This is a genomic window from Oxalobacteraceae bacterium OTU3CINTB1 (assembly GCA_024123955.1).
GTDB lineage: Bacteria > Pseudomonadota > Gammaproteobacteria > Burkholderiales > Burkholderiaceae_D > Rugamonas.
In genome coordinates this window covers 5,846,509-5,871,183 of sequence record CP099652.1, presented here as the reverse complement: position 1 = coordinate 5,871,183, position 24,675 = coordinate 5,846,509, and the positions used below count along the sequence as shown (strand labels likewise).

The following is a 24,675-nucleotide window of genomic DNA, read 5'->3' as shown; positions in this document are numbered from 1 at the left end:
CCCGCCGGCCGGGCGCACGCGTCCTACGGCCGCTGGTTGTCGGCGGCCATCGACAAGGCCACCGCCTCGGCCACCTTGATGCCGTCGACGCCGGCCGACAGGATGCCGCCGGCATAGCCGGCGCCTTCGCCGGCCGGGAACAGGCCGCGCGTGTTCAGGCTTTGCAAGGTGTCGTCGCGGCGCTTGATGCGGATCGGCGACGAGGTGCGCGTCTCGAGCCCGGTCAGCACGGCGTCGTGCTTGAAGTAGCCGCGCACCTGCTTGTCGAACGCCGGGAAGGCTTCGCGCAGCGCCGTCACGGCGAACTCCGGCAGGATTTGCGCCAGGTCGGTCAGGTGCACGCCCGGCTTGTACGACGGCACCACGGCGCCGAACGCGGTCGAGGCGCGGCCGGCGACGAAGTCGCCCATCAGCTGGCCCGGGGCGTTGTAGGTGCCCCCGCCCAATTCAAACGCTTTTTCCTCCAGCCGGCGCTGGAATTCGATGCCGGCCAGCGGGTGGCCCGGATAATCGACTTCCGGCGAGATGCTCACCACGATGGCGCTATTGGCGTTGCGCTCGTTGCGCGAATACTGGCTCATGCCGTTGGTGACCACGCGGCCCGGTTCGGACGCGGCCGCCACCACCGTGCCGCCCGGGCACATGCAGAAGCTGTAGACGGCGCGGCCGTTGGAGGCGTGGTGCACCAGCTTGTAGTCGGCCGCGCCAAGGATCGGGTGGCCGGCGTTGGGGCCGAAGCGGCAGGTGTCGATCAGCGACTGCGGGTGCTCGACGCGGAAGCCGATCGAGAACGGCTTGGCCTCGATGTAGACGCCGCGTTCGTACAGCATTTCAAAGGTGTCGCGCGCGCTGTGGCCGATCGCCAGCACCACGTGGTTGGTGACGATTTTTTCACCGCTCTCGAGGGTCAAACCGCGCACCTGGCCGCCGTCACCGAGTTGCTCGATCTCGATGTCGACCACCTTGTTGCCGAAGCGGTATTCGCCGCCCATGGCCTCGATGTTGGCGCGCATCTGCTCGACCATCTTGACCAGGCGGAAGGTGCCGATGTGCGGCTTGCTGACGTAGATGATCTCCGCCGGCGCGCCGGCCTTGACGAACTCGGTGAGCACCTTGCGGCCGTAGTGTTTCGGGTCCTTGATCTGGCTGTAAAGTTTGCCGTCCGAGAAGGTGCCGGCGCCGCCTTCGCCGAACTGCACATTCGACTCCGGGTTCAGCTCGCGCTTGCGCCAGAAGCCGAAGGTGTCGACGGTGCGCTCGCGCACCTGCTTGCCGCGTTCGAGGATGATGGGCCGCAGGCCCATCTGCGCCAGGATCAGCGCGGCGAACAGGCCGCACGGCCCGGTGCCGATGACCACCGGGCGCGGGTTCCGGTCGTGTCCGGCCAACTGCTCGCCGGCGGCGACGTACTTATATGAGGTGTCCGGCGACGGCATCAGGTGGGTGTCGTGCTTGAGGCGTTTGAGCAGCCCGGCCTCGTCGCGGACGTCGACGTCGAGCGAGTAGATCAGCACGATCGCGGTTTTCTTGCGGGCGTCGTAGCTGCGCTTGAACACGGTAAAGCCGAGCAGGTCGGCGGCGGGGATGTCGAGGCGGGCCAGGATGGCGGCCGGCAATTCGTCCTCGGCATGGTTCAGTGGGAGCTTGACTTCATTTAAACGCAGCATGATCGATTCCTGAGAGGGCGCTGTCTAGGCGCCATGGCGGTCGGACCCGACGCGCGGGCCGCCGGCCCGGGTCCGGCCCGTCAAAGGCCGTATTTTACCAATATTGCCGGCCGGATGCAGCTTTCCCGGCCGGCCCGCCTGTTGAAATGCGGCCTATCGTCCGTCGGAAAAATATTAAACGTCGCGGCGGCATTTATAGAATATTAAGTTCAGCGGCCTGAGCGCGTTCAGCCTGCCGCAGCGCGGCGCGGCGCTACCATTATTAATCGGCGACCGCTTGCGCCGCGCCCCGGATAATATGCGCTTATTCTCCGGCGATGTTTTATCGGCGTGGTTCTTATTCCCGGATTTATATGTCGGTTATTCGTCTGAATTTTGCCGCCGGTACGCCTGCTCAGGCCGGCTGAGCGCACTTATCCTCCCGCCTCATCGGCGGCGCGCCGCTTTGCCAAAGACAAAATATTGCATATAAGAAATGGTTTGTATGCCGGCAACGGATGTGTTTGTTGTTAAAACACGACTTGCACCAGATTGGGTCGCGTCCGGGTTTTCTACGGCCCAAGCTCCAGTTCGCCTAACGCGGCGCGCCGGCCGGAGTTGAAATCCCGCTTCGGCGACCTCTGCGATGTCCGGGTTTCAATGTTCTTTGTTTTGCGGATGGCGCGGCGGACGTTGATTTTCTGTGGTTGCTCCTTGACGGCGGCGGGTTTTGATGCAAATCCCTCGAGCAACGTTACTTCCGAGCGGAAAGCATGGCCATGTTGTCTTTTTGTTGTTTTTTCAGGCGAAGATTGTTGTCATGGAGTACATGGAAAATGTTGAACTGAAAAGATTTCTCCCGATTCCGGTGCATCTTGTTGTCAAGACGAGACAAATAAAAATAATGTCAAATTAATATCATTGCGGTGGGGGAGATGGTCGCCCAACCCCGCGCCCCAAAATGGTGCGTCACGTATTGATACCCTCTCCGCCGACCGGACCGGCCATCAGGTTTATTGACAATGGTCGAGGTGCTATGTTTTTATGAATGGCGGCAAAGTTCTGGATTATTTCGCCCATGATCCATTCCCGGACTTCGCCACCGGTAACAACAAGTTTTGAAAGAGCAGGGCAGCAATCGGGTGGTTTTATCAAAACTTCCGATGAGCTTATAAAAGAAGAGGGTCGTTTTACTCGTCGTTCAAAAGATGCAGTGAAACGTCTAATAAACACACCAAGGGAATTCAATATAATGATCAAGGAAACAGTATTGTCTCGCTCGATCCGCGTGATGTTCATCGGCGGTATCGCGTTGGGTGCGCATGTCGCGTCCGCGCAGAACGCGGCCGAACCGATGCAAAAAGTGGAAGTGACCGGTTCGCGCATCCCGACCCTCAACACCGAAGGATCGAGCCCGATCACGGTGGTGAGCGCCAAGGACATCAAGGTCGACGGCGTGCGCAACACGGAAGACATCCTCAACAACCTGCCGCAGGTGTTCGCCGGCCAGGGTGCTGCCGTGTCGAACGGCGCGACCGGTACCGCGACGGTCAACTTGCGTAACCTCGGTTCGGACCGCACGCTGGTGCTGGTCAACGGCAAGCGCCTGCCTGCCGGTAGCGTGCAGGATTCCGCTCCCGATCTGAACGAAATTCCCGCTGCCCTGATCAAGCGCGTCGAAGTGCTGACCGGCGGTGCCGGTGCGGTCTACGGCGCCGGCGCCGTGGCCGGTGTGGTCAACTTCATCCTGCGCGACAATTTCGAAGGCGTCGAAGTACAGGCCAACCTGTCCGGTTACAACCACCAGCAGGGCAATGGCGTGGCCAAGGCCGTGTCGGACCGCAACTTCGCGCTGCCGGGCGATGCCAAGTTCGACGGCAAGACCAAGGATGCCAGTATTTTGATCGGTGGTAACTTCGCCGACAACCGCGGTAACGCCACGCTGTTCTTCAATTACAAGGAAACCGACGCCGTGCTGCAATCGGCGCGCGACTTCACCTCGTGCGCGCTGGCGGGCAGCGAAGACGGATTCGCTTGCTCCGGTTCGGGCACGCAGGCCAGCGGCCGCATCCGCGTCAGCGGCAACGGCTTTACCAACGACGGCAAGGGCGGCGTGAAGCCGTACACCTCCGCCGACGTGTACAACTTCGGTCCGTCGAACTATCTGCAGCGTCCATCGAAAGTCTACGGCTTCAACGCCATCGCGCACTTCGACATCACCGACAAGCTCCAGGTCTACCAGCAGTTCGCGTTCCACAATTATTCGACCGATGCGCAAGTCGCTCCGGGTGGTATCTTCTATCCTACCTCGGTCACCATCCGTTCCGACAACCCGATGCTGACCCCAGCCTGGAGAACCGCGCTGGGCTTGGACTCGGCAGCGAGCGTCCAGGCCACCATCGGCAAGCGTAACATCGAGGGCGGTCCACGGATCAACTCCATCAATGACACCTCGTTCCGCGAATTGATTGGCGTCAAGGGCGAGCTCGGCAACTGGAGCTATGACGTCTTCGGCCAATACGGCCGCGTCAGCCACAGCGAGAAAAACAGCAACTACTTCTCGGTCCAGCGCACCGCGCGCGCGTTTGACGTGGTCAACGTCAATGGCGTGGCCACTTGCGCCTCGAAGGTCAGCGGCGCCGACGACAAGTGCGTACCGTACAACCTGTTCGGTGGTCCGATCACCGCTGAGCAATTGGCTTACCTGAGCACTTCGGGCATCATCACCGGCTACACCCAGCAACTGATCTACGGCGGTAACATCGGCGCCGATCTGGGTGTATACGGCATCAAGAGCCCATGGTCGAGCGCTGGCGTCGGTGTGTCGTTCGGCGCCGAGCGCCGTGCCGAGAAGCTGGTGTTCTCGCCGGATGAAACCTCGCTGTCGGGCGATCTGGCCGGTTCGGGCGGCGCCTCGCCACCGCTGACCGACGGTTACTCGGTCAAGGAAGTGTTCGGCGAATTCCGCCTGCCATTGTTCGAAAACAAATTCCTGGCCAAGTCGCTGGATGTGAACGGTTCGTTCCGTCGTTCCGAATACAGCACCGACCACACCGCCAACACCTACGGCGCCGGTGTCGACTGGGCTCCGGTCGAAACGCTGCGCGTGCGCGGCAGCTACCAGCGTGCGGTACGCGCGGCCACCATTCCGGAACTGTTCAACCCGCAAACGGTCGGCAACAACGGCCCGTCCAACGACCCGTGCGCCGGTCTGGGCGCCTTCGGTTCGAAAGACGGTCCTACCGCCACCGCGGCGCAGTGCGCACGCACCGGCGTCACCGCCGCACAGTACGGCAACCTGGAGAGAAATCCGGCAAACCAGTACTCGAGCCAAACCGGCGGCAATCCAAAGCTGTCGCCTGAACGCGGCACGACCTACACCGCTGGTATCGTGTTGACCCCGGTCAAAGACCTGACTGTCGCCGTCGATTACTTCAACATCAAGATCGAGGACACGATCAGCACGGTCGATCCGACCATCGCTCTGAACCAGTGTTTGGAAGTCGGCACGCCGGTATTCTGTAATCTGGTCAAACGCGACGCGGCCGGCACGTTGCAGGGCACTGGCGGCCCAGCCGGCTTCATCGTTGCCACCAACGCCAACATTGGCAAGGTCGCCACCTCGGGTATCGATCTGGTCTCCAGCTACGTCATGCGTCTGGGTACCGCGGGTTCGCTCAGCTTCAACCTGAACGGCACCTATACCCATAAATCGACCACGGAGAACGTTCCAGGCTTGGGCGATTACGATTGCGCTGGTTACTTCGGCGCGACCTGCGGCACTCCGACTCCGAAATGGCGTCACAAGTTCCGCACCACCTGGGCGACGCCTTGGAACTTCGATCTGTCGGCGACCTGGCGTTACATCAAGGGCACCAAGCAGGAAGGCTTGAACTCGAGCGAATTGCTGGCTGCCTCGCCAGATAACATCCCGGCATCGATCGAAGATCACATCGACGCACGCAACTACCTGGATCTGAACGTTCAGTATCCAATCACCAAGAAGATCAGTCTGAGCTTCGGCGTGAACAACTTGCTCGATAAAGATCCACCGATCGTGTCGACCAACGTGACCGCCGCCGCCGGCTTCGCCAACGGCAACACCTACCCACAGGTGTATGACTCGATGGGCCGTTACATCTACATGAACCTGACCGCGCGCTTCTAAGCCGATCGGATCCGGATGTGACAAAGGCGCTCAGCTTCGGCTGAGCGCCTTTTTTTTATGCCGGCGCCGTTGGCGCCGGCGCTGCCTACGAATAGTCGACCGGATCGCCACCCTGCTGGAACGCGTTCATGGCCACGGTCATGGCGCTGATCATGTCGCGCTCGGCCGGCGACAGGTGCGGGTGCCAGATGTCGAAGATCAGCACCACGCGCAGCTTGTCGCTGTCGTTCCACGCCTCGTGCTCGATGGTGTCGTCGAACACCCATGCCTGGCCCGGCACCCACTGGCGCGTCTCGTTGGCCACGCGGAAGCCGCAACCGGGCGGCACGATCAGCGGCAGGTGGGTCACCAGGCGCGCATTGCTCACGCCCACGTGCGGCGGGATGCGGGTCTTGGGCTTGAGCAGCGAGAACATCGCGGTTGGCGTGCGCCCGGCCTGCTCGGGCTGCGGCGCCCCGCCCAGCAGGGCCATGGTGCGCGGACATTGCGCAGCGTTCGCCGCGACCGGCGCGCCGTCCTTGATTAAATGGAAGGCGCTCCAGCGCGGTGAGTTGTTCAACTCTGCGAACTGGTTGTGCGGCACGTCGTCGGCGTAGGTCAGGTAGGGCGTGAAGCCGTCCTCCTGTTGCAGCACCGCCAGGAACTCGTCGCGGATGGTGTCGGTGCCGGCCTCGATCGCGTCGAGCCACGGGAAGTCGGCGCGCGCCAGGAACGGCGTCGGCACCAGGCCCGGGTAGTGGTACAGCATCGACTCGGACTCGTAGCGGCGCTTGCGCCCGACCATGATGTCGACCGATTCGCGGAAGCGGCGCAGGTCTTCGCCGGCGTGGCGCTGGTATTGCTGCTCGAGGAACTGATCGAGGAAGCGGCCGTAGCCGGCCTGGTAGTCGCCGACGTATTTCCTCGCGTGCTCGACCGCGTCGCGCATGCCCGGGTCGAGCTGCTCCAGCGGCGGGGCGACCTGGGTCACTGCGCCGTAGACCGACGCCGACTGGTGGGTCTTGCCTTGGCGCTCGAGCAGGTTGGCGCGCAGGATCAGCGCCACCATATTGGAAGGGTCGGCCACCAGGGCGTTGTGGATCGCGGTCTGCTCGGCCGCTTCGTCCTTTTGCGCCTGGCAGGCCAGCGCCAGGTTGATCCAGGCTTGCGGATCGTCCGGGGTGGCCTGCACCAGGCGCTCGAACGCAAGGCGGGCGGTGGCGTGGTCGCCGTAGCGGAAGGCGCGCTTGCCCAGCGCGGCGAGCGCCAGCGGATGGGCCGGCGCCAGCTCCAGCACGCGCGCCCACAGGCGGGCGGCGTCTTCTTCCTTGCCGGCTTTGGCGGCCTGGATGGCGGCGGCTTCCAGGATCGCGATTTCGGGGTCAGCCATGAACGGACTCTTTTCTTTTATGGTGGAAACTGGCGGTTGCCAGAAGAAAAATTATAGCGTGCCTGCCGGGGCGCGCCGACAAAAAAACCCGCGCGGCCTGGCGGCGCGCGCGGGTTTTCGCGGGGAGTTGTGGCTGCGGTCGCGCGCTTATTTCAGGCGCGCGGCGATGGCGGCGACGCGCGCGCCGTAGGCCTTGGCGGTGTCGAGGTCGCCTTGCGGGATTTCATCGACACCGGCGTCCGACGGCGACTGCGCCATGGCACCGACCGAGCCGCCGATGTTGTTGAGGTCGGTGCGCTGGGCGGCCTTGGTGTTCGACGGCAGCATGCCCAGGCTGACCCAGATGCCGCCGTGCTGCGAAGCGAGCGTGTTCAGGTAGACCAGGGTGTTTTGCTTGTCGCCGCTGAAGCTGGCGCTGTTGGTGAAGCCGCCGAAGACCTTGTCCTTCCAGCCGCTGCCGAACCAGACCTTGGAGCTGGCGTCGGCGAATTTCTTGAACTGCCAGCTCGGGCCGCCCATATAGGTCGGCGTGCCGAAGATGATGGCGTCGGCCGCCGCCAGCGTTTCCCAGGCGCCGTCGGGCAGGTTGCCCTCGGCGTCGATGGCCAGCAGTTCGCCACCGGCGCCCTCACTGACGTACTCGGCGACACGTTTGGTATGTCCATAACCGGAGTGATAGACGATGACGATTTTGCTCATGTGGCCTCTTCAATAGAAAGTGTGTGGAATCTATAGAGTAGAGCACGGATGGCGGTTCGACAATACTAACCCGAAGGTAGGGGGAGGGCAGGCGCTGCTGGCGGCGCTTGGCGGCGCTTGGCAAATTACGCGCTGCGCGCTAATCCGCCCTACGTGTGCGGCGTGTAACTACATCCCGCCCCAGATCGCGCTCAGCGCGCCGACGGCCGCCAGCGCCGCCGTCTCGGTGCGCAGGATGCGCGGGCCCATCGACAGCGGCAGCGCGCCGTGACGCAGCGCCAGTTCTTCCTCCTGCTCGCTCAGGCCGCCCTCGGGGCCGATCACCAGCGTGACCGCCTGCGCTCCCTGGTGGCGCGCCCAGTCCGGCAGCGACTGCTGCGCGCGCGGCGTCAGGATGATGCGGCGGTGCATGTCCTGCTGCGTGATCCATTGCTTGTAGTCCTGCAGCCGGGCCAGCCGGGCCAGCCGGTTGCGCCCGCTCTGCTCGGACGCCGATTCGATGATGCCGCGCCAGTGCCCCATCTTTTTTTCCGCGCGCTCGGCCGACAGGCGCACCACGCAGCGCTGCGCCGCGAGCGGCTGGAAGCCCGACACGCCCAGCTCGATGGCCTTCTCGATGATCCAGTCCATCTTGGTCCCTTCCGGCAGCGCCTGCGCCAGGGTGACGGCGAACGGCAGTTCGACGTCGCGCGCATGGTGGGCCTTGATCTCGACGGTGGCGCTGCGGCGTTCGATCTGAACCAAGGAGGCGCTGTATTCGCCCCCTTCGCCGTTGAACAGCGTGATCAGCTCGCCCTGGGCCAGCCGCAGCACCTGGATGTGATGTGCCACGGTGTCGGGCAGGGTGACGAGCTGGCCGACGGCCAGCGGCTGGGGAATGTGAAAGCGGGGCATGCAAAAGTCCGGTCGGTGGTGACCGACAATTTTAATCGCTGTGCAAGCGTCTTGGTGACTTACTTATGGTTATGACTGGAAGTTACAAAATTGGCGCGATTGTGGTGCGAGGTGGCGCGATATTTGTGCAAAGGTCGGGTTCGTGATTAAAATCCGCACCAAGATGGGAAGTTGGCGTGAACGACGTTTTCACGCTTTAACTAAAATTCTGAAAAGGTCTTAAATATAAAACTTAATATCGATAATGGCATTTTAGGCTGAATAAAAAATGTAACTGGCATTTATTGTAGGGGGAATGTGTGGCTCCATCGTAAAGTAATATTATTGGATACTGTATACAATTCGTTTGGATTTGCCTGTTTTTTAGTCATCTCGTTGTTTTCTTGCATTATGAAAGTGCCTTCATTGACAGTGCAATTCTGTCCATGGTGTTATCGGTTGCGCAGGCCGTGAAATTTCACGAACTGTGATTATTGGTAAACAGATCTCCGTCAGAGAGACAACGGGCAATGGTGCCCACAAGGCAAATCTTCTTAATCGGGAAAACACATGTTCAGGAAAACAGTCTTAGTGAATGCGCTGTCGATCGCCTTCGGCACGGCGGCGTTGACGGTGGCGGTGACCCAGCCGGCGATGGCGCAATCCAACGCCTCGGGTAATATTTTCGGCCAGGTCGAATCGCCGTCCGGCGCCTCGATCGTGGTGGAGAACAAGCAAACCGGCTTAAAGCGGACGGCGCTACCGGAAGCGGGTGGGCGCTACCAGCTTACCGCGTTGCCGGTGGGCCGCTACACGGTCCAGTTGGTGCGCGACGGCAAAGTGGTCGGCAGCAATGAAGTCGAGGTGCAAATCGGCCAGGGCGTCAACGCTTCCTTCACCGGCGCCGTGCAGGCGGTGCAGGTGACCGGCCGCCGCAGCCGCATCGACATTTCCAACACCAACAGCGGCGTGTCGTTTACCGCCAGCGAGCTGGCCAAGCTGCCGATCACGCCGTCGGTGGCGTCGATCATCCAGCTCGCGCCCAACACCACGCGCGGCGACTCGCGCTACGGCGACGGCAACGCGCCGAGCTTCGGCGGTTCGGCCGCATCCGAAAACGCCTTCTATATCAACGGCTTCCCCGTCACCAACGTGCTTTTCCAGGTCGGCACCTCCGAACTGCCGTTCGGCGCCATCGGCGGCGCGCAAATCCTCACCGGCGGCTTCGGCGCCGAATTCGGCCGTTCGACCGGCGGCGTGATCAACATCTCGACCAAGAGCGGCACCAACACCTGGGAGGCGGGCGGCAGCGTCAGCATCGAGCCGAACTCGTTGCGCGCGACCGAAAAGAACATCTATTACGGCAACAACGGCCTGGCGACCGACGGCAAACTGTACCGGTATAACCAGGACAACACCCGCGACAACACCATCGCCAACGTCTATGTCAGCGGCCCGATCATCAAGGACACGCTGTTCTTGTACGCCAATATCGAGCGCACCAAGACCGACATCGACAACAGCCGCGCCAACGCCGACAGCACGGCGCTCAACACCGGCTGGGAGGAGCGGCGCGACACCATCAATCGCGGCCTGGTCAAGGTCGACTGGAACATCAACGACAACCACCGCCTGGAAGGGACCTACATCAACGACGATCCGAAGTCGGACCGCACCTACTACAGCTACGACTACAACACCCTGGCGCATGGCGCCAAGACCGGCGGCGCCCACTACGAAAGCTATGGCCCGACGCCGGTGGCCGCCCGCGTCGGCGCCGAGATCAAGATCCTCAACTACACCGGCAACCTGTCCGACGACGTGACCTTAACGGCCATGGTGGGCAAAAGCCGGACCGAGCACGTGTACGATCCGGTCGGCTATAACCCGACCATGTTCCAGGTCACCGCGCCGGAAACGGCGCGCATCCCCGGCTTCAGCTACAACAGCCCGCAGACCACCACCGGCAACATCCTGGCGCCGGGCGCCTTCGACGAGCAGAAGGTGATGAACCTGAACCTGCAGTACAAGGTGGGGGACCACACCATCCGCCTCGGCGCCGACCAGAACAAGATCAGCTCGAAGGCCGGCAACAGCCGCGCCGGCGGCGGCACCTGGGTCTACGCCTTCGCCAAGGACCCGAACGTGCCGATCAACTCGGCCATCCCGGCGCCGGCCACCAACGGCGGCTTCGGCAGCCAGGGTTACTACGTCAGCCGGGTGCTGTCGTCGGGCGTGTCGACACCCTCGGTCGACCAGGACGCCCAGTACATCGAGGACACCTGGCAGGCAACCGCCAAGATCATCCTCAAGGCCGGCCTGCGCAACGAGCAGTTCACCAACTACAACGGCGACGGCCAGCCTTACGTGTCGATGCGCCACCAATTGGCGCCGCGCTTCGGCGCCACCTGGGACGCGTTCGGCGACTCGTCGCTCAAGGTGTTCGCCAACGCCGGCCGCTACCATCTGCAAATGCCGACCAACGTCGCCGTGCGCGCTGCCGGCGCCTCGCTCAACACGTCGGAGTTCTATACCTACACGGGGGTCGATCCGGCCACCGGCGCGCCGACCGGTCTGCGCGCGCTGGGCGCGCTGTACTCGGCCAACAACGAGTTCGGCCAGTCGAAGGACCCGCGCGGCGTGGCCGCCCAGAACATGGACTCGCTGTACCAGGACGAGCTGATCCTGGGCTTCGAGCGGGCCTACTCGCCCAGCCTGAACTTCGGCGCCAAAGTCACGTACCGCAAACTGAAATCGACCATCGACGACTTCTGCGACCAGCGTCCGTTCGACAAGTACGCGGCCGATAATGGTATCGAGAACAACTTCGTGTTCAATTGCGCGCTGTTCAATCCGGGCAAGGACAACGACTTCCTGGTCGATTACGCCGGCGACGGTTCCAAGCTGACGCCGGTGCACCTGACGGCGGCCGAGCTGGGCTATCCCGAAGTCAAGCGCAGCTACGCGGCGCTGGACCTGTTCGCCGAACACCCGCTGCGCAACGGCTGGTACGGCAAGATCAACTACACCTTGTCGCGCAACAAGGGCAACACCGAAGGCCAGACCCGTTCCGATTCGGGCCAGGCCGACGTCTCGACCACAGCGGTGTTCGACTATCCGGAGTTGTCGCTGAACTCGGACGGCTTGCTGCCGAACGACCGCAAGCACCAGATAAAGGCCTACGGGTTCTACCAGTTCACCGACCAGTTCACCGTCGGCGGCAACCTGCTGCTCGCTTCGGGACGGCCCAAAAACTGCATCGGCAACTTGCCCGATTCGTACTACATCGCCAAAAACGACGCCACCGGCTACGGTTCGGAGTTCTTCTTCTGTAACGACCAGGCGGCGGCGCGCGGCAGCCGGGGCCGCATGCCCTGGGACACCCGCCTCGACCTGAACCTGGCCTATAGCCCGAGTTTCCTGAAAGGCTTGATCCTGCGCGCCGACGTCTTCAACGTCTTCGACCGCAAGACCGCCCAGAACCAGACCGAGTCGTACAACACCGGGCGGGGTCCGAACGCCCTGTACGGCAACGTGATCAGCTATACCGCGCCGCGCTCGGTCAAGCTGACCGCCGAGTACAGCTACAAGTTCTAAAACAAGTTCCAAACCTCTGCTTGTTGGTTTGATAATGCCGCCCGGTTGACGACCGGGCGGCATTTGGCGTTTGGGCCGTTGCAAATCCGCCAATTTTAGGCCGCCGGGGTGGGCTCTGGTAGAATACTGCGTTCAGCAGCACGGCAGTTGGCAGCTCCAGGATTCCAAACCTCCCGCACTTACTTACACCATGAACACTACGCTCCCGCACACCCAAATGGCTAACGCGATCCGCGCGCTTGCAATGGACGCCGTCCAGAAGGCCAATTCCGGCCACCCAGGCATGCCGATGGGCATGGCCGAGATCGCCGTTGCGCTGTGGAGTGGCCATTACAGCCACAACCCGGCCAACCCGAAATGGGCGAATCGCGACCGCTTCCTGTTGTCGAACGGCCACGGCTCGATGCTGCACTACGCGCTGTTGCACCTCTCCGGTTACGCGGTGACGATGGACGACATCAAGGCGTTCCGCCAGATGCACTCGAAGACCCCCGGCCACCCGGAAGTGGACGTCACGCCTGGTGTGGAAACGACCACCGGTCCGCTGGGCCAGGGCCTGGCCAACGCGGTCGGCATGGCGCTGTCCGAATACCTGCTGGCCAGCGAATTCAACAAGCCGGGCGTGGAAGTCGTCGATCACTACACGTACGCCTTCGTCGGCGACGGCTGCCTTATGGAAGGCATCTCGCACGAGGTGTGCGCGCTGGCCGGCACCCTGGGCCTGAACAAGCTGATCGCCCTGTACGACGACAACGGCATCTCGATCGACGGCAAGGTCGAAGGCTGGTTCACCGACGACACCCCGGGCCGCTTCGAAGCCTACGGCTGGAACGTCATCCGCGCGGTCGACGGCCATGACGTGGGCGCCGTGTCGGCCGCGATCGCCGCCGCCAAGACCTCGGACAAGCCGACCCTGATCTGCTGCAAAACCATCATCGGCAAGGGTTCGCCGAACCTGCAGGGCGGCGACAAGGTCCACGGCGCCGCGCTGGGCGACAAGGAAATCGCCGCCGTGCGCGAACACCTGGTCTGGACGTCGGTGCCGTTCGAGATCCCGGCCGAGCTGTACACGGCGTGGGACGCGAAAGCGTCCGGCGCCAAGGTCGAGTCCGAATGGAACGCGAAGTTCGCCGAGTACACCGCCCAGTTCCCGGCCGAAGCGGCCGAGCTGACCCGCCGCATGAACGGCGAACTGCCGGCCGCCTTCGACGGCGCGCTGGCCGCCGCCATCGCCTCGTGCGTGGAGAAAAAGGAAAACATCGCCACCCGCAAGGCCAGCCAGAACGCCATCCAGGCGCTGGCGCCGGTGCTGCCGGAATTCCTGGGCGGCTCGGCCGACCTGACCAGCTCGAACCTGACCAACTGGAAGGAATCGATCGCCGTCCGTTCGGGCAAGCCCGGCAACCACGTCAACTACGGCGTGCGCGAATTCGGCATGAGCGCGATCATGAACGGCATCACCCTGCACGGTGGTTTCATCCCGTTCGGCGCGACCTTCCTGACCTTCTCCGACTACAGCCGCAACGCGCTGCGCATGGCCGCGCTGATGAAGCTGCGTTCGATCTTCGTGTTCACCCACGACTCGATCGGCCTGGGCGAAGACGGCCCGACCCACCAGTCGGTCGAGCACATCTCGTCGATGCGCCTGATCCCCAACCTGGACAACTGGCGTCCGTGCGACACCGTCGAATCGGCGGTGGCGTGGGGCGAGGCGGTCAAGCGCAAGAACGGCCCGTCGACCCTGATCTTCTCGCGCCAGAACCTGCCGTACCAGGAGCGCAGCGCCGAGCAGATCGCCGACGTCGCCCGTGGCGGCTACGTGCTGAGCGAAGCGGCCGACGCCAAAGTGACCCTGATCGCCACCGGTTCGGAAGTCGAGCTGGCCGTCGCCGCCGCCTCCGCGCTCAAGGCCGAAGGCATCACCGCGCGCGTGGTGTCGATGCCGTCGACCGACGTGTTCGACCGCCAGGACGCCGCCTACAAGGCAGCCGTGTTGACCAAGGGCATACCGCGTGTGGCCATCGAAGCCGGCGTGACCGATTTCTGGTACAAATATGTCGGCCTGGAAGGCGCCGTGGTCGGTATCGATACCTTCGGTGAATCGGCCCCGGCGGGCGTGCTGTTCAAGCATTTCGGCTTCACGGTGGAAAACGTCGTGGCGAAAGTCAAACTGGTCATTGCATAATCTATAATTGCAGACCGGACTACCTTATTTTTTTAATCAGGAGCAGAGTATGACGATCAAAGTTGCAATCAACGGCTATGGCCGTATCGGCCGCAATGTATTGCGCGCTTTCTACGAAGGTGGCAAGAAGCAAGACATCCAGATCGTGGCGATCAACGACCTGGGCGACGCCAAGTCGAACGCCCACCTGACCCGCTACGACACCGCCCACGGCAAGTTCCCTGGCACGGTGGAAGTTGACGGCGACAACATGATCGTCAATGGCGACGTGATCCGCGTGTTCGCGCAGCGCAACCCGGCTGAAATTCCATGGGGCGACCTGGGCGTGGACGTGGTGCTCGAGTGCACCGGCTTCTTCACCACCAAGGAAAAGGCTTCGGCCCACCTGAAGGGCGGCGCCAAGAAAGTCATCATCTCGGCACCGGGCGGCAAGGACGTCGACGCCACCATCGTCTACGGCGTCAACCAGAACGTGCTGAAGTCGACCGACACCGTCATCTCGAACGCCTCCTGCACCACCAACTGCCTGGCCCCGCTGGTCAAGCCGCTGAACGACGCCATCGGCCTGGAAACCGGCCTGATGACCACCGTGCACGCCTACACCAACGACCAGGTGCTGTCGGACGTGATGCACGAAGACCTGCGCCGCGCCCGTTCGGCCACGATGAGCATGATCCCGACCAAGACCGGCGCCGCCGCCGCGGTCGGCCTGGTGCTGCCTGAGCTGAACGGCAAACTGGACGGCTTCGCGATCCGCGTGCCGACCATCAACGTTTCGCTGGTCGACCTGTCGTTCATCGCCAAGCGCGACACGACCGTCGAAGAAGTCAACGCGCTGATGAAGGCCGCCTCCGAAGGCGCCCTGAAGGAAGTGCTGACCTACCAGACCGAACCGCTGGTCTCGATCGACTTCAACCATAACCCGGCGTCGTCGAACTTCGACTCGACCCTGACCAAAGTGTCGGGCCGTCTGGTCAAGGTATCATCGTGGTACGACAACGAGTGGGGCTTCTCGAACCGCATGCTGGACACCACCGTGGCGCTGATGACCGCGAAGTAATTCGTTTCATTCAATAGAAAGCCCTCCCGGCGCGAGCCGGGAGGGCTTTTTTGTTTCGTGCGCCGAAATTGCGGCCATTCCTAACGCATAGGAAAGGTTAGTAATCGCTCACTGTTGTAAAAAGTGCGATTTGTAAATTTTGATACAAATCCGCCCGGCCACACCCTTCACCCATGAAACGCGCTCATGCGAGACTGGACCGTCGGCCCGCGACAAGCTGGCCGGCGTTCGTCATGCAGTCGAACCGCGACTGTCGCCAATCATCGGGAGTTATTGAATGAGCTTAAAAGAAAAGCAGGGAGTTTTGTCCGTCCGCCTCGCACTGGGGGCGCTGGCCGGCGTTACGGTGCTGTTGTCGACCGCCCACGCGCAGACCGCCGTGGCGGGCGCCGCCGCCGAGCCGCCGAAGGTCATCATCACCGGTTCCAACATCGCTCGCATCGCCGGCGAGGGCGCGACCCCGGTGGAAATCATCACCCGCGAGGATATCCAGAAAAGCGGCGCCAGCACCGTGGTTGAAATGCTGAGCAAGCTGCCGTCGGTGGGTGTCGCGCTAGATGGCAACAGCTACAACTCGTTTGCCGGCGGCGCCAGCTCGGTGGCCTTGCGCGGGCTGGACGCGAAGTACACGTTAATTCTTCTCAATGGCCGGCGCCTGGCCAACTATGGCTTCGCCAACGGCGCCGAGAACAGCTTCGTCGATCTGAACAATATCCCGCTGGCGGCGCTCGAGAGCGTCGAGATCCTGCGAGACGGCGCCTCGGCCATCTACGGCTCGGACGCGGTGGCCGGGGTGATCAACTTCAAGACCCGCAGCAACTACCAGGGCATGGAGGTGAGCGGCAACCTCGGCGCCAACGTCAAGGGCGACGGCTCGACCTTCAACGCCAGCCTGACCAAGGGCTGGGGCGACCTCGACCAGGACGGCTACAACGTCCTGATGACCGTCGACGCGCTCAAGCGCAATTCGCTCTACGACGACAAACATTCGGCGTTGGCCAATCCCGACTACACCCGCTTCGGTGGCACCGATAAACACACGACGAGCCAGTTCCAGGGGTATGTGCGCGACTACGACAACGGCGAGCCGGGTTATGTCATTCCAGGTTGCAGGGGCACGGTGGGGATCGCGGCCGGTACGCTGGACCAGGTTTGCTTCACCACGCCGCGCGGCCAGCTGACGCCGCGCATCGAGCGGGTCGGGGTGTCGACCATCGTCACCAAGCGACTGGGCGGTGGCGACGAGCTGTTCGCCGAGCTCGGTTTTAACCATAACAAGTCGACCTATGAGCAAGGTTATCCAGGCTTTAGCAGCGCGCAGCTGGTGCCGACCGACGGCACCACCAATCCGGGCGTGCTGGCGCTGCCGGGCCCCACCGATACCACCTACGGTTTCACGCCCGGCGACCGCTTGCAGGTATTTCACGCGATCACCGAGGCCGGCCATAAAATCGAGACCATCAAGAACGACACCGCGCGCGTGGTGGGCGGCTGGCGCGGAACCCTGCAGGGCTGGGACAGCGAATTCGCCGTCAACCTGAACCGCAGCAAGCTCGACGACGACACCACCAACGCCGTGCTGCTGGACGCGTCGACCCGGCTGCTCAACGATGGCATCATGGGCAGCGGCGGCTACGATCCATTCAACCCGGCCAATCCGATGAGCGTGGTCTCGCCGATGCTCTACAACATGCACCATAGCGCCACCTCCAAGCTGGAAATGGCCGAATGGAAAATGAGCAAGGCCGAGTTGTTCTCGCTGCAGGGGCGTCCGGTCGGCTTCGCCTGGGGCGCGCAGGCCAGCCATGAATCGATCGACGATGTCGCCGATCCGCAGACCTTGCTGGGCAATGTGGTCGATTACGGCGCCACGAGCAGCAAGGCCTCGCGCAGCGTCTATTCGGTGTACGGCGAGCTGGCCGTGCCGGTGCTGTCCAAGCTCGATGCCCAGTTGGCGCTGCGGGGCGACCGTTACAATGATTTCGGCACCAGCTGGAATCCGAAGGTGGCGCTGGCCTGGCGGCCGACGGACGCGGTGCTGCTGCGCGGTTCGGCCACCACCTCGTTCAAGGCGCCGACCTTGCCGGAGATCGGTTCGACCACCACCGCCTATAATACCGTGGCGGACTACGCCCGTTGCGGGCCGCTGGGCTACGTCGGCGCGCAGTGTTCCTACAGCCCGAAAATCTACCTGCAGGGCAATCCCGATTTGAAGGCGGAAAAGGCCAACAACTATTCGCTCGGGATTGTTTTGCAGCCGGTGAAAAACCTGTCGATGTCGCTCGACTGGTACAGCATCGACCAGCGCGACACGATCCAGGCGCTCGACCCGCAGTACATCGTCGACCACGAGGACAGCATTCCCGGTTACGCCGCGCTGATCGGCCGCGACCCGCGCAATCCGGCGCTGGAGGCCGCCCATCCCGGGCTGAACAAAGGCCGCATCAAGAGCATCACGACGCCGTTCAGCAATCTTGGCAAGACCAAGATCGCCGGCGCCGACCTGGACGTGAAGTATGACCTGTCGCTGGGCGGCTACGGCGCGCTGCACTTCCACGAGGTCAACAACCATACCTTCAAATACGACCAGAGCATCGCCCCCGGCGAGGCGACGCAAAGCCGGCTGGGCGGCACCTACCATCCGCGCTGGAACAACTCGTTCCTGACCGCGTATGAGTTCGGCGCGCACGAGGTCGGCCTGACGGCGCGCACCGCCGCCGGCACGTTGAACATCACCGATCCGACCTATACCCAGGACGCGGCGGTCACCAACGCGCGCATTCCGTCGTACACGGTGTGGGACCTGAACTACTCGCTCAAGGCCAGCAAGCAGCTGAGCGTGAACGTCGGCGTCAACAACGTGTTCGACAAGGCGATGGTGTATTCGAACAGCGTCTACAACGACACCTTCGTCCAGGGATTGAACGACGTCGTGGGCCGCTATGCCTATGTCAACGCGCGTTACGCGTTCTAACCGCCAGCAGTAAAAAAGCCTTCCCGGCGCGAACCGGGAAGGCTTTGTCGGAGGCTGCGACGGCGCCTTACAACGTCACGCGCAGGCCCAGGTAGTAGCGGCGGCCGATCGGATCGTAGACCGAGGCGTCGGTTTCCGTGCCGGTGGTGTTGCCCGGCAGGCCGCTGATGATGCGCGCCGGCTTGCGGTCGAACGCGTTGTCCATGCCGAAGTAGACCTGGAAGGCTTTCTTGACGTCATACGTTACCTGGAAGTCGGTGGTGGTGTAGGAACCGATCTTCGGCGCTTCGTTGCCATTGTCGAAAGTATTCAGGAACTGGTCGTCCAGCTTCGAACGGCCGGTGTAGGTGGTGGTCGTGTTGATGCCGACCGGTCCCCACTTGTACGCCAGGCCCAGCACCGCCTTGTTGCGCGGCGACTCCAGCTCGCCCGCCGATTCGTCCTTGTCCTCGCCCTGCAGCGGAACGTCCCACAGCGTTTTCAGGTAGGTGTAGGAGGTTTGCACCGCCAGACGGCCCGGGCCGACACGGTCGGCCCACGAGGCGGTCAAGTCGATGCCCTCGGTGCCCTTGCCGCCGCTGTTCGACACCGCCGTGTCGCTGTACTTGATCGAGCCGGCGTTGTACGCGCCCTCGGCGATCGGGCGGCGCGTGATGAAGCTGCAATAGCTGGCGTTGCCGCCGTAGCATTGCTGCAGCGAATACTGGCGCGGGGTGCTGACGATGGCGTCGGAGATCTTGATCTTGAAGTAGTCCGCCGTGAAGGTGAACTTGCTCAACACCGGGATCGAACGCGGCGTAAGGACCACGCCGATGGTGCTCGAGCGGCCCTGCTCGGCGGTCAGCTCCGGATTGCCGCGGTTGTAGCCGCTGATGCCCTGCAAGTCCGACTGCGATTGGGCGAACACGCCGCCATTGGCGGCGATGTTGGCGCTCACGCCCGGCGCGGCGCGGCAGGCCACGCTGGTCGGGTCGCTGCCGGTGGCGGTCACGCCGATGCACGGATCGACCAGGCCGCTCGGGAAGTCCTGGCTGGGCGCCTGGTACAGTTCGTTGATGTTGGGCGCGCGGGTCGAGACGGCGCGGGTGGCGCGGAATTTGACGTCCGACACCGGCGCCCATTCCAGGCCGGCGTTCCAGCTGTTGGTGCTGCCGACGGTCGAATAATCGCCGTGGCGGAACGAGCCGCGGAAGTCCAGCGCCTTGGAGTAGAACTGGTCCTTGAGCAGCGGCACGCGGGTTTCGACGAACACTTCGCGCACGTTGAACTTGCCGTAGGTCGGCGGCGTCGCGTTGCCGGCGTTCAGGCCGGCCTGGGTCAGCGGATCGGCCACGCTGCTGGACTCTTCGCTGCGCCATTCGTAGCCCGCCGCCACGCCGATCTTGCCGGCCGGCAGTTCGAAGACGTCGCCGCTGATGGTGCCGCCGGCGATCTTCTGCGTGATGCCGGTCGCCAGCGAGCCGGGCGCCGTGACGTACTTGAGCGCTTCCGGCGTGATCGTGTTAAAGCCGAACACATTGAGCGGCACGCAGCCCTGGGCGCGCGCGACCGGATCGGCACACATGACGCCGCCGTCCGGGTTCGGCACGGCCTCGAGCGCGGAGCGCGCTGTCAGGGTGTTGATCTGGCCAGTGGAATTCTGCGATTCGGTGGTGCGGCCGTAGCTGACGAAGGCGTCGTAGCTCCAGTCGTTGAGCATGCCCGGCAGGAAGCTGCCCTTCAGGCCGGTCGCCAGACGCAAGGTGCTGCGGTCGACGGTGCTGTGGCGCGGGCCGAACTCGGCCAGGCGGCGGCTGAAGTTGTAGTCCTTCAGTCCGTCGCCGTCCTGGTCGACGGCGCGGTCGAACAGGTATTGCGGCACCAGCGGGTTGCGGACCTTGAGGCCGCCGACCAGGGTCTCGGCTGGCACGCGGCCGCCGTTGTTTTTATAGATGTCGCCCGAGCTCATCGGATACGGCTCGATGTTGGTGTCGACCTTGGTCTGCGCGTAGGTGCCTTCGAAGAAGGCGTTGTTGTTGTCGTTGATTTTCAGGTTGCCATTGGTGGCGAACAGGAAGCGCTCGGTCGGCACGGCGATGGTGCGGTATTCCGAACGGTTGAAGCCGGTGGCAGCCTGGGTGGCGCTGCCGTTGGTCGACCATGGGATGACGTTGCCGTTACGGTCGTACGTGAAACTGCTGTTTTGGCCGGCCGGGTAGAAGCGGCCCTGCGGCGCGGTGCCGGAATAGAACGGCGACAGCGGCGTGAACAGGTCCCGTGCGTCGCCCGTATCGCTCGCACCCAGCGAGGTCTGGTCGACCGCCGCACCCAGGCGGGCGCGGTCTTTCGACATCACGGCGCCCTGCTTGGAATAGCCGAAGTGGCCCATGATGTTGCTGGCGCCGTCGGCGCTGCTGGTGCCGAAGGTCAGCGCCAGTTTGCGCTTCTGGTCGTCGTTTTTCTCCCATGCGCGGCCGGCCGAGCCGTCGAGCAGGATGCCGTTGAAGTTACGTTTGAGGATGATGTTGACGACCCCGGCGACGGCGTCCGAACCGTAGGTCGCCGAGGCGCCGCCGGTCAGCAGCTCGACCCGTTCGATGAAGTCGATCGGGATGGTGTTCAAGTCGACGGCGGTGTCGCCGGGCACGCCGGAGACGAAGCGGCGGCCGTTGACCAGCACCAGGGTGCGGGCGTCGCCCAGGTTGCGCAAGTTGACGGTCGACACGCCGCCGCCTGAAGTCAGGAAGTTGGAGTTGGTGCGGCTCAGGGTCGGGGTGCCCATGGTCGGGTTCTTCTGCATCAGTTCCTGCAGGTTGACGGCGCCGGAGGCGGCGATGTCGGCCGAGCTGAGGATTTGCAGCGGCGACGGCGAATCGGCGTTCGGCGACGAGATGCGCGAACCGGTGATTTGCACTTTCTGGATCGGCTCGGATGTGGCTTCCTGCGCATGGGCCGCTTGCATCCCTAACGCCAGACCGGTGACGCAGATCATGCGCACGGACCGGGATAGTGTGGTCTCTTTCATCATTTGCAACTCCCTGAGTATTATGATTGGTGGTCTGATTGTCGAAACATTATTTTTTCGACCAGCCACTGTACTCAGTCGTTATTGGCACTGTAAATACGAACACTCTAGAAAATCAAAAAACCAACAATAGCAAAATGATAGTTGCGCTGCACCGTTGTGGTGCAGCCACAAACACGTCAACACAGTTGACTTTGGCAACGATATTACAGCTGGACGCGCAGCCCGACATAGAAACGGCGGCCGATGGGGTCGTAGGTCGAGGCATCGGTTTCGGTGCCGGTCTGGTTGCCGGGCAGGCCGCTGATGATCGGCGGCGGGTTGGCGTTGAACAGGTTGTCGATGCCGAGGTAGAGCTGCACCGATTTGCGCACGTCATAAGTGAGCTGGACATCGTTGTAGGTGCGTGAGCCGACGCCCACCGTGCCGGGCGCGATGCTCAGGCTTTTGAGGAACTGGTCGTCCAGCGACACCGGTCCGGTGTAGGTGGTGGTCCAGTTGGCGCCGTACGGTCCCCATTTGTAGGCCAGGTTCAGGGTCGCGCGGTTGCGCGGCGCGTTGACATTGTTGGCCGTGACCTCGGCGACGTCGTGGTTTTTCTCGGCGTCCGGCGTGGCCTGTTGCCACAGCTTGCGCAGCCAAGTGTGGGCCAGCCGGGCGCTCAGGTTGCCGGGCCCGACGCGCCCGGCCCAGGAGGCGGTCAGGTCGATGCCCTCGGTGCCGTAGCCGCCGCTGTTGGTGGCGGCGATGTCGCTATAGCGGATCGAACCGGCGCTGAGGTTGCCCACGGCGGCGGGGCGGCGCGTGATGAAGGAGCAAAAGCCAGGGTTGTTCTGGTTGTAGCACTGGTCGAGCGCGTACTGGCGGTCAGTGAAGACGATGGCGTCGGCGATCTTGATCTTGAAGTAATCCAGCGTGAACACCGCGCGCCTCAGCAGCGGAATCGCGCGCGGCGTGACGACCAGGCCGATCGTGGTCGAACGGCCGGTCTCGGCCTCGAGGTTGGGGTTGCCCCGGTTATAGCCGCTGATGCCTTGCTGGTCGGCTTGATTTAGCGTGAAGATGCCGCCATTTGCCGCCATGTTGGCGGCAACACCGGGCCCGTTGCGGCAATTGACCGCCAGCGGACTGGCGTCGCCGACCGACACGCCTTGGCACGGATCGACCAGTCCGGTGGGGAAGTCCTGGCTGGGCGCTTGGTACAGCTCGTTGATGTTGGGCGCCCGGGTCGATTGCGCGCGCGTCGCCCGCAGCTTGATGTCCGGCGTGACGGTCCATTCCAGGCCGGCGTTCCAGCTGTTGGTGGCGCCGACGGTCGAATAGTCGCCGTGGCGGAAGGTGGCCAGCGCGCTGAGCTCGCGCACCCAGGGACGCTCCTTCAGCAAGGGCACGCGGGTTTCGACGAACACCTCGCGCACGGTGAACTGGCCGAAGGTGGGCGGCGTGGCGTTGCCGGCGTTCAGGCCGGACTGGGTCAGCGGATCGGGAATGGCGCTCGATTCCTCCGAGCGCCATTCGAAGCCGGCGGCGATGCCGATGCGGCCGGCAGGCAGGCCCGGCACCTCTCCGGTGGCGGAGGCGCCGACCAGCCGCTGCGTGATGGTGGTCAGGAGCGAGCCCGGCGCGGTCACATAGCGCAGCGCGTCGGGGCTGATGCTGTTGTAGCCGAACAGGTTGATCGGCACGCAACCCTCCTGGCGGGCGTTGACGTCGCGGCAGACCGGCGTGCCGTCGACGTCGGGGACCGCCTCCAACGCGTTGCGCAGGCTCATGACGTTGACCTGCCCGGTGGAGCTTTGCGCTTCCTTGGTCTTGCCGTAGGTCAGATAGGCCTCGTAGTTCCAGTCGCGCACCGTCCCCTTGAGTCCGGTGGACAGGCGAAAGGTGTCGCGCTCGACGTTGGACCGGCGCGGGCCGAATTCCGACAGGCGGCGGGTGAAGAAGTAGTCGGGCACGCCGTCGCCATCGGTGTCGCTGATGCGGTCGTACAAATACTGCGGCACCAGCGGATTGCGCACCAGCGCGCCGTTGACCAGCGAGGCGGCGGGCACCTGGCCGCCGGGCTTGTAGACATTGTCCGATCCCAGCGCGAACGGTTCGATGTTGCTATTAACGCTGGTGGAGGCATAGGTGCCTTCGAAAAACGCGCTATGGTCGGGGTTGAAGGCCCAGTTGCCGTTGGCGGCGAACAGATAGCGCTCGATGGGCACGGCGATCAGGCGGTACTCGGAACGGTTGTACCCGGTGGCGCCGACCCCTGTGCCCGGCGCGCCATTTTGATTCCAGGGAATAATGTTGTTGTTTGCGTCATAAGTGAAATCTTCAGCGTCGCCGAAGAAGTGGCCCTGGGGGGCATAGCCGGAAAAGTTCGGCCGGTGCGGCACGAACGCCAGGTCGGGGCGTCCCTGGGTGATCGACGAGAACTGGTCCACGGCCGAACGCTCGCGGTCGCGCGAAAAGACCTCGCCCTGTTTGGAGTAGCCGAAATGGCCCATCAGGTTGCTCGCGCCGTCGGCGCTGGTGATACCGAAAGTCAATCCCAGTTTCTTTCTGTAGTCGTCGCCTTCCTCGCTTTGCCCCACCAGCGAATCGAGCAGCACGCCGTTGAAGTTTTTCTTCAAGATAATATTTACCACCCCGGCGACCGCATCCGATCCGTAGGTGGCGGAGGCGCCGCCGGTCAATAACTCGACCCGCTCGATAAAGTCGGTGGGAATAGTATTGAGATCGACAGCGGTATCGCCGGGTACGCCGGAAACAAAACGCCGCCCATTCACCAGGACCAAGGTACGGGAATCGCCGAGATTGCGCAGATTGACCGTGGTGACACCCGCGCTCGATGTCAGGAAATTGGAATTGGTTCTGCTGACGCTGGGCGTTCCCATGGTCGGATTTTTTTGAAGTAATTCTTGCAGATTTGTTGCGCCGGATGCCGCTATATCGGCTGAGCTTAATATCTGCAATGGCGATGGCGATTCGGCGGCGGGGGAGGCGATGCGTGAGCCGGTAATCAGAACTTTCTGCATAGATTCAGCAGATTCCTGGGCATCGGCGATAGTCGCGCCGAATATCACACCGCTGGCGCAGATCATGCGGACCG

At 63.1% G+C, this 24,675-nt stretch carries 11 protein-coding genes; 5 read left to right on the top strand and 6 right to left on the bottom strand.

Features of this window, described 5'->3' with window-relative positions; genetic code table 11:
* Window positions 1–23: 23 nt before the first annotated feature.
* Window positions 24–1,667 carry an NAD(P)/FAD-dependent oxidoreductase gene (locus NHH73_25375; GenBank protein ID USX25867.1) on the bottom strand — a complete coding sequence of 548 codons (1,644 nt, stop codon included), beginning with the start codon at window positions 1,665–1,667 and terminating at the stop codon, window positions 24–26.
* A 1,249-nt stretch (window positions 1,668–2,916) separates the two neighbouring features.
* Between NHH73_25375 and NHH73_25370 the strand changes: the two genes are divergently transcribed.
* The gene (locus tag NHH73_25370; GenBank protein ID USX25866.1) at window positions 2,917–5,814 is read left to right on the top strand and encodes a TonB-dependent receptor; all 2,898 of its coding nucleotides are present in this window, start codon (window positions 2,917–2,919) and stop codon (window positions 5,812–5,814) included.
* A gap of 85 nt (window positions 5,815–5,899) precedes the next feature.
* Here NHH73_25370 and NHH73_25365 read toward each other — a convergent pair whose 3' ends face one another.
* From NHH73_25365 to NHH73_25355, 3 genes are all read right to left on the bottom strand, one after another.
* Entirely contained in the window at window positions 5,900–7,183 is a 1,284-nt protein-coding gene (locus NHH73_25365) for an aspartyl/asparaginyl beta-hydroxylase domain-containing protein (GenBank protein USX25865.1), read from the bottom strand.
* Window positions 7,184–7,330: 147 nt separating this feature from the next.
* The gene (locus NHH73_25360; protein ID USX25864.1) at window positions 7,331–7,882 is read right to left on the bottom strand and encodes a flavodoxin family protein; all 552 of its coding nucleotides are present in this window, start codon (window positions 7,880–7,882) and stop codon (window positions 7,331–7,333) included.
* A 168-nt stretch (window positions 7,883–8,050) separates the two neighbouring features.
* Window positions 8,051–8,776, bottom strand: coding sequence for a 16S rRNA (uracil(1498)-N(3))-methyltransferase (locus tag NHH73_25355; protein ID USX25863.1), 726 nt, complete (start codon window positions 8,774–8,776; stop codon window positions 8,051–8,053).
* A gap of 549 nt (window positions 8,777–9,325) precedes the next feature.
* Between NHH73_25355 and NHH73_25350 the strand changes: the two genes are divergently transcribed.
* From NHH73_25350 to NHH73_25335, 4 genes are all read left to right on the top strand, one after another.
* Window positions 9,326–12,352, top strand: coding sequence for a carboxypeptidase regulatory-like domain-containing protein (locus NHH73_25350; protein ID USX25862.1), 3,027 nt, complete (start codon window positions 9,326–9,328; stop codon window positions 12,350–12,352).
* Between the two features lie 217 nt (window positions 12,353–12,569).
* Window positions 12,570–14,537, top strand: coding sequence for a transketolase (gene tkt / locus NHH73_25345; protein ID USX25861.1), 1,968 nt, complete (start codon window positions 12,570–12,572; stop codon window positions 14,535–14,537).
* Between the two features lie 49 nt (window positions 14,538–14,586).
* On the top strand, window positions 14,587–15,597 hold the full coding sequence (gene gap / locus NHH73_25340) for a type I glyceraldehyde-3-phosphate dehydrogenase (protein USX25860.1): 1,011 nt from the start codon (window positions 14,587–14,589) through the stop codon (window positions 15,595–15,597).
* 277 nt (window positions 15,598–15,874) lie between these two features.
* Window positions 15,875–18,571 carry a TonB-dependent receptor gene (locus NHH73_25335; protein USX25859.1) on the top strand — a complete coding sequence of 899 codons (2,697 nt, stop codon included), beginning with the start codon at window positions 15,875–15,877 and terminating at the stop codon, window positions 18,569–18,571.
* Between the two features lie 67 nt (window positions 18,572–18,638).
* Here the strand turns inward: NHH73_25335 and NHH73_25330 are convergent, their stop codons facing one another.
* Both NHH73_25330 and NHH73_25325 read right to left on the bottom strand, forming a co-directional pair.
* Entirely contained in the window at window positions 18,639–21,512 is a 2,874-nt protein-coding gene (locus tag NHH73_25330; GenBank protein USX25858.1) for a TonB-dependent receptor, read from the bottom strand.
* 269 nt (window positions 21,513–21,781) lie between these two features.
* The gene (locus tag NHH73_25325) at window positions 21,782–24,601 is read right to left on the bottom strand and encodes a TonB-dependent receptor (GenBank protein USX25857.1); all 2,820 of its coding nucleotides are present in this window, start codon (window positions 24,599–24,601) and stop codon (window positions 21,782–21,784) included.
* Between the last annotated feature and the right edge of the window lie 74 nt (window positions 24,602–24,675).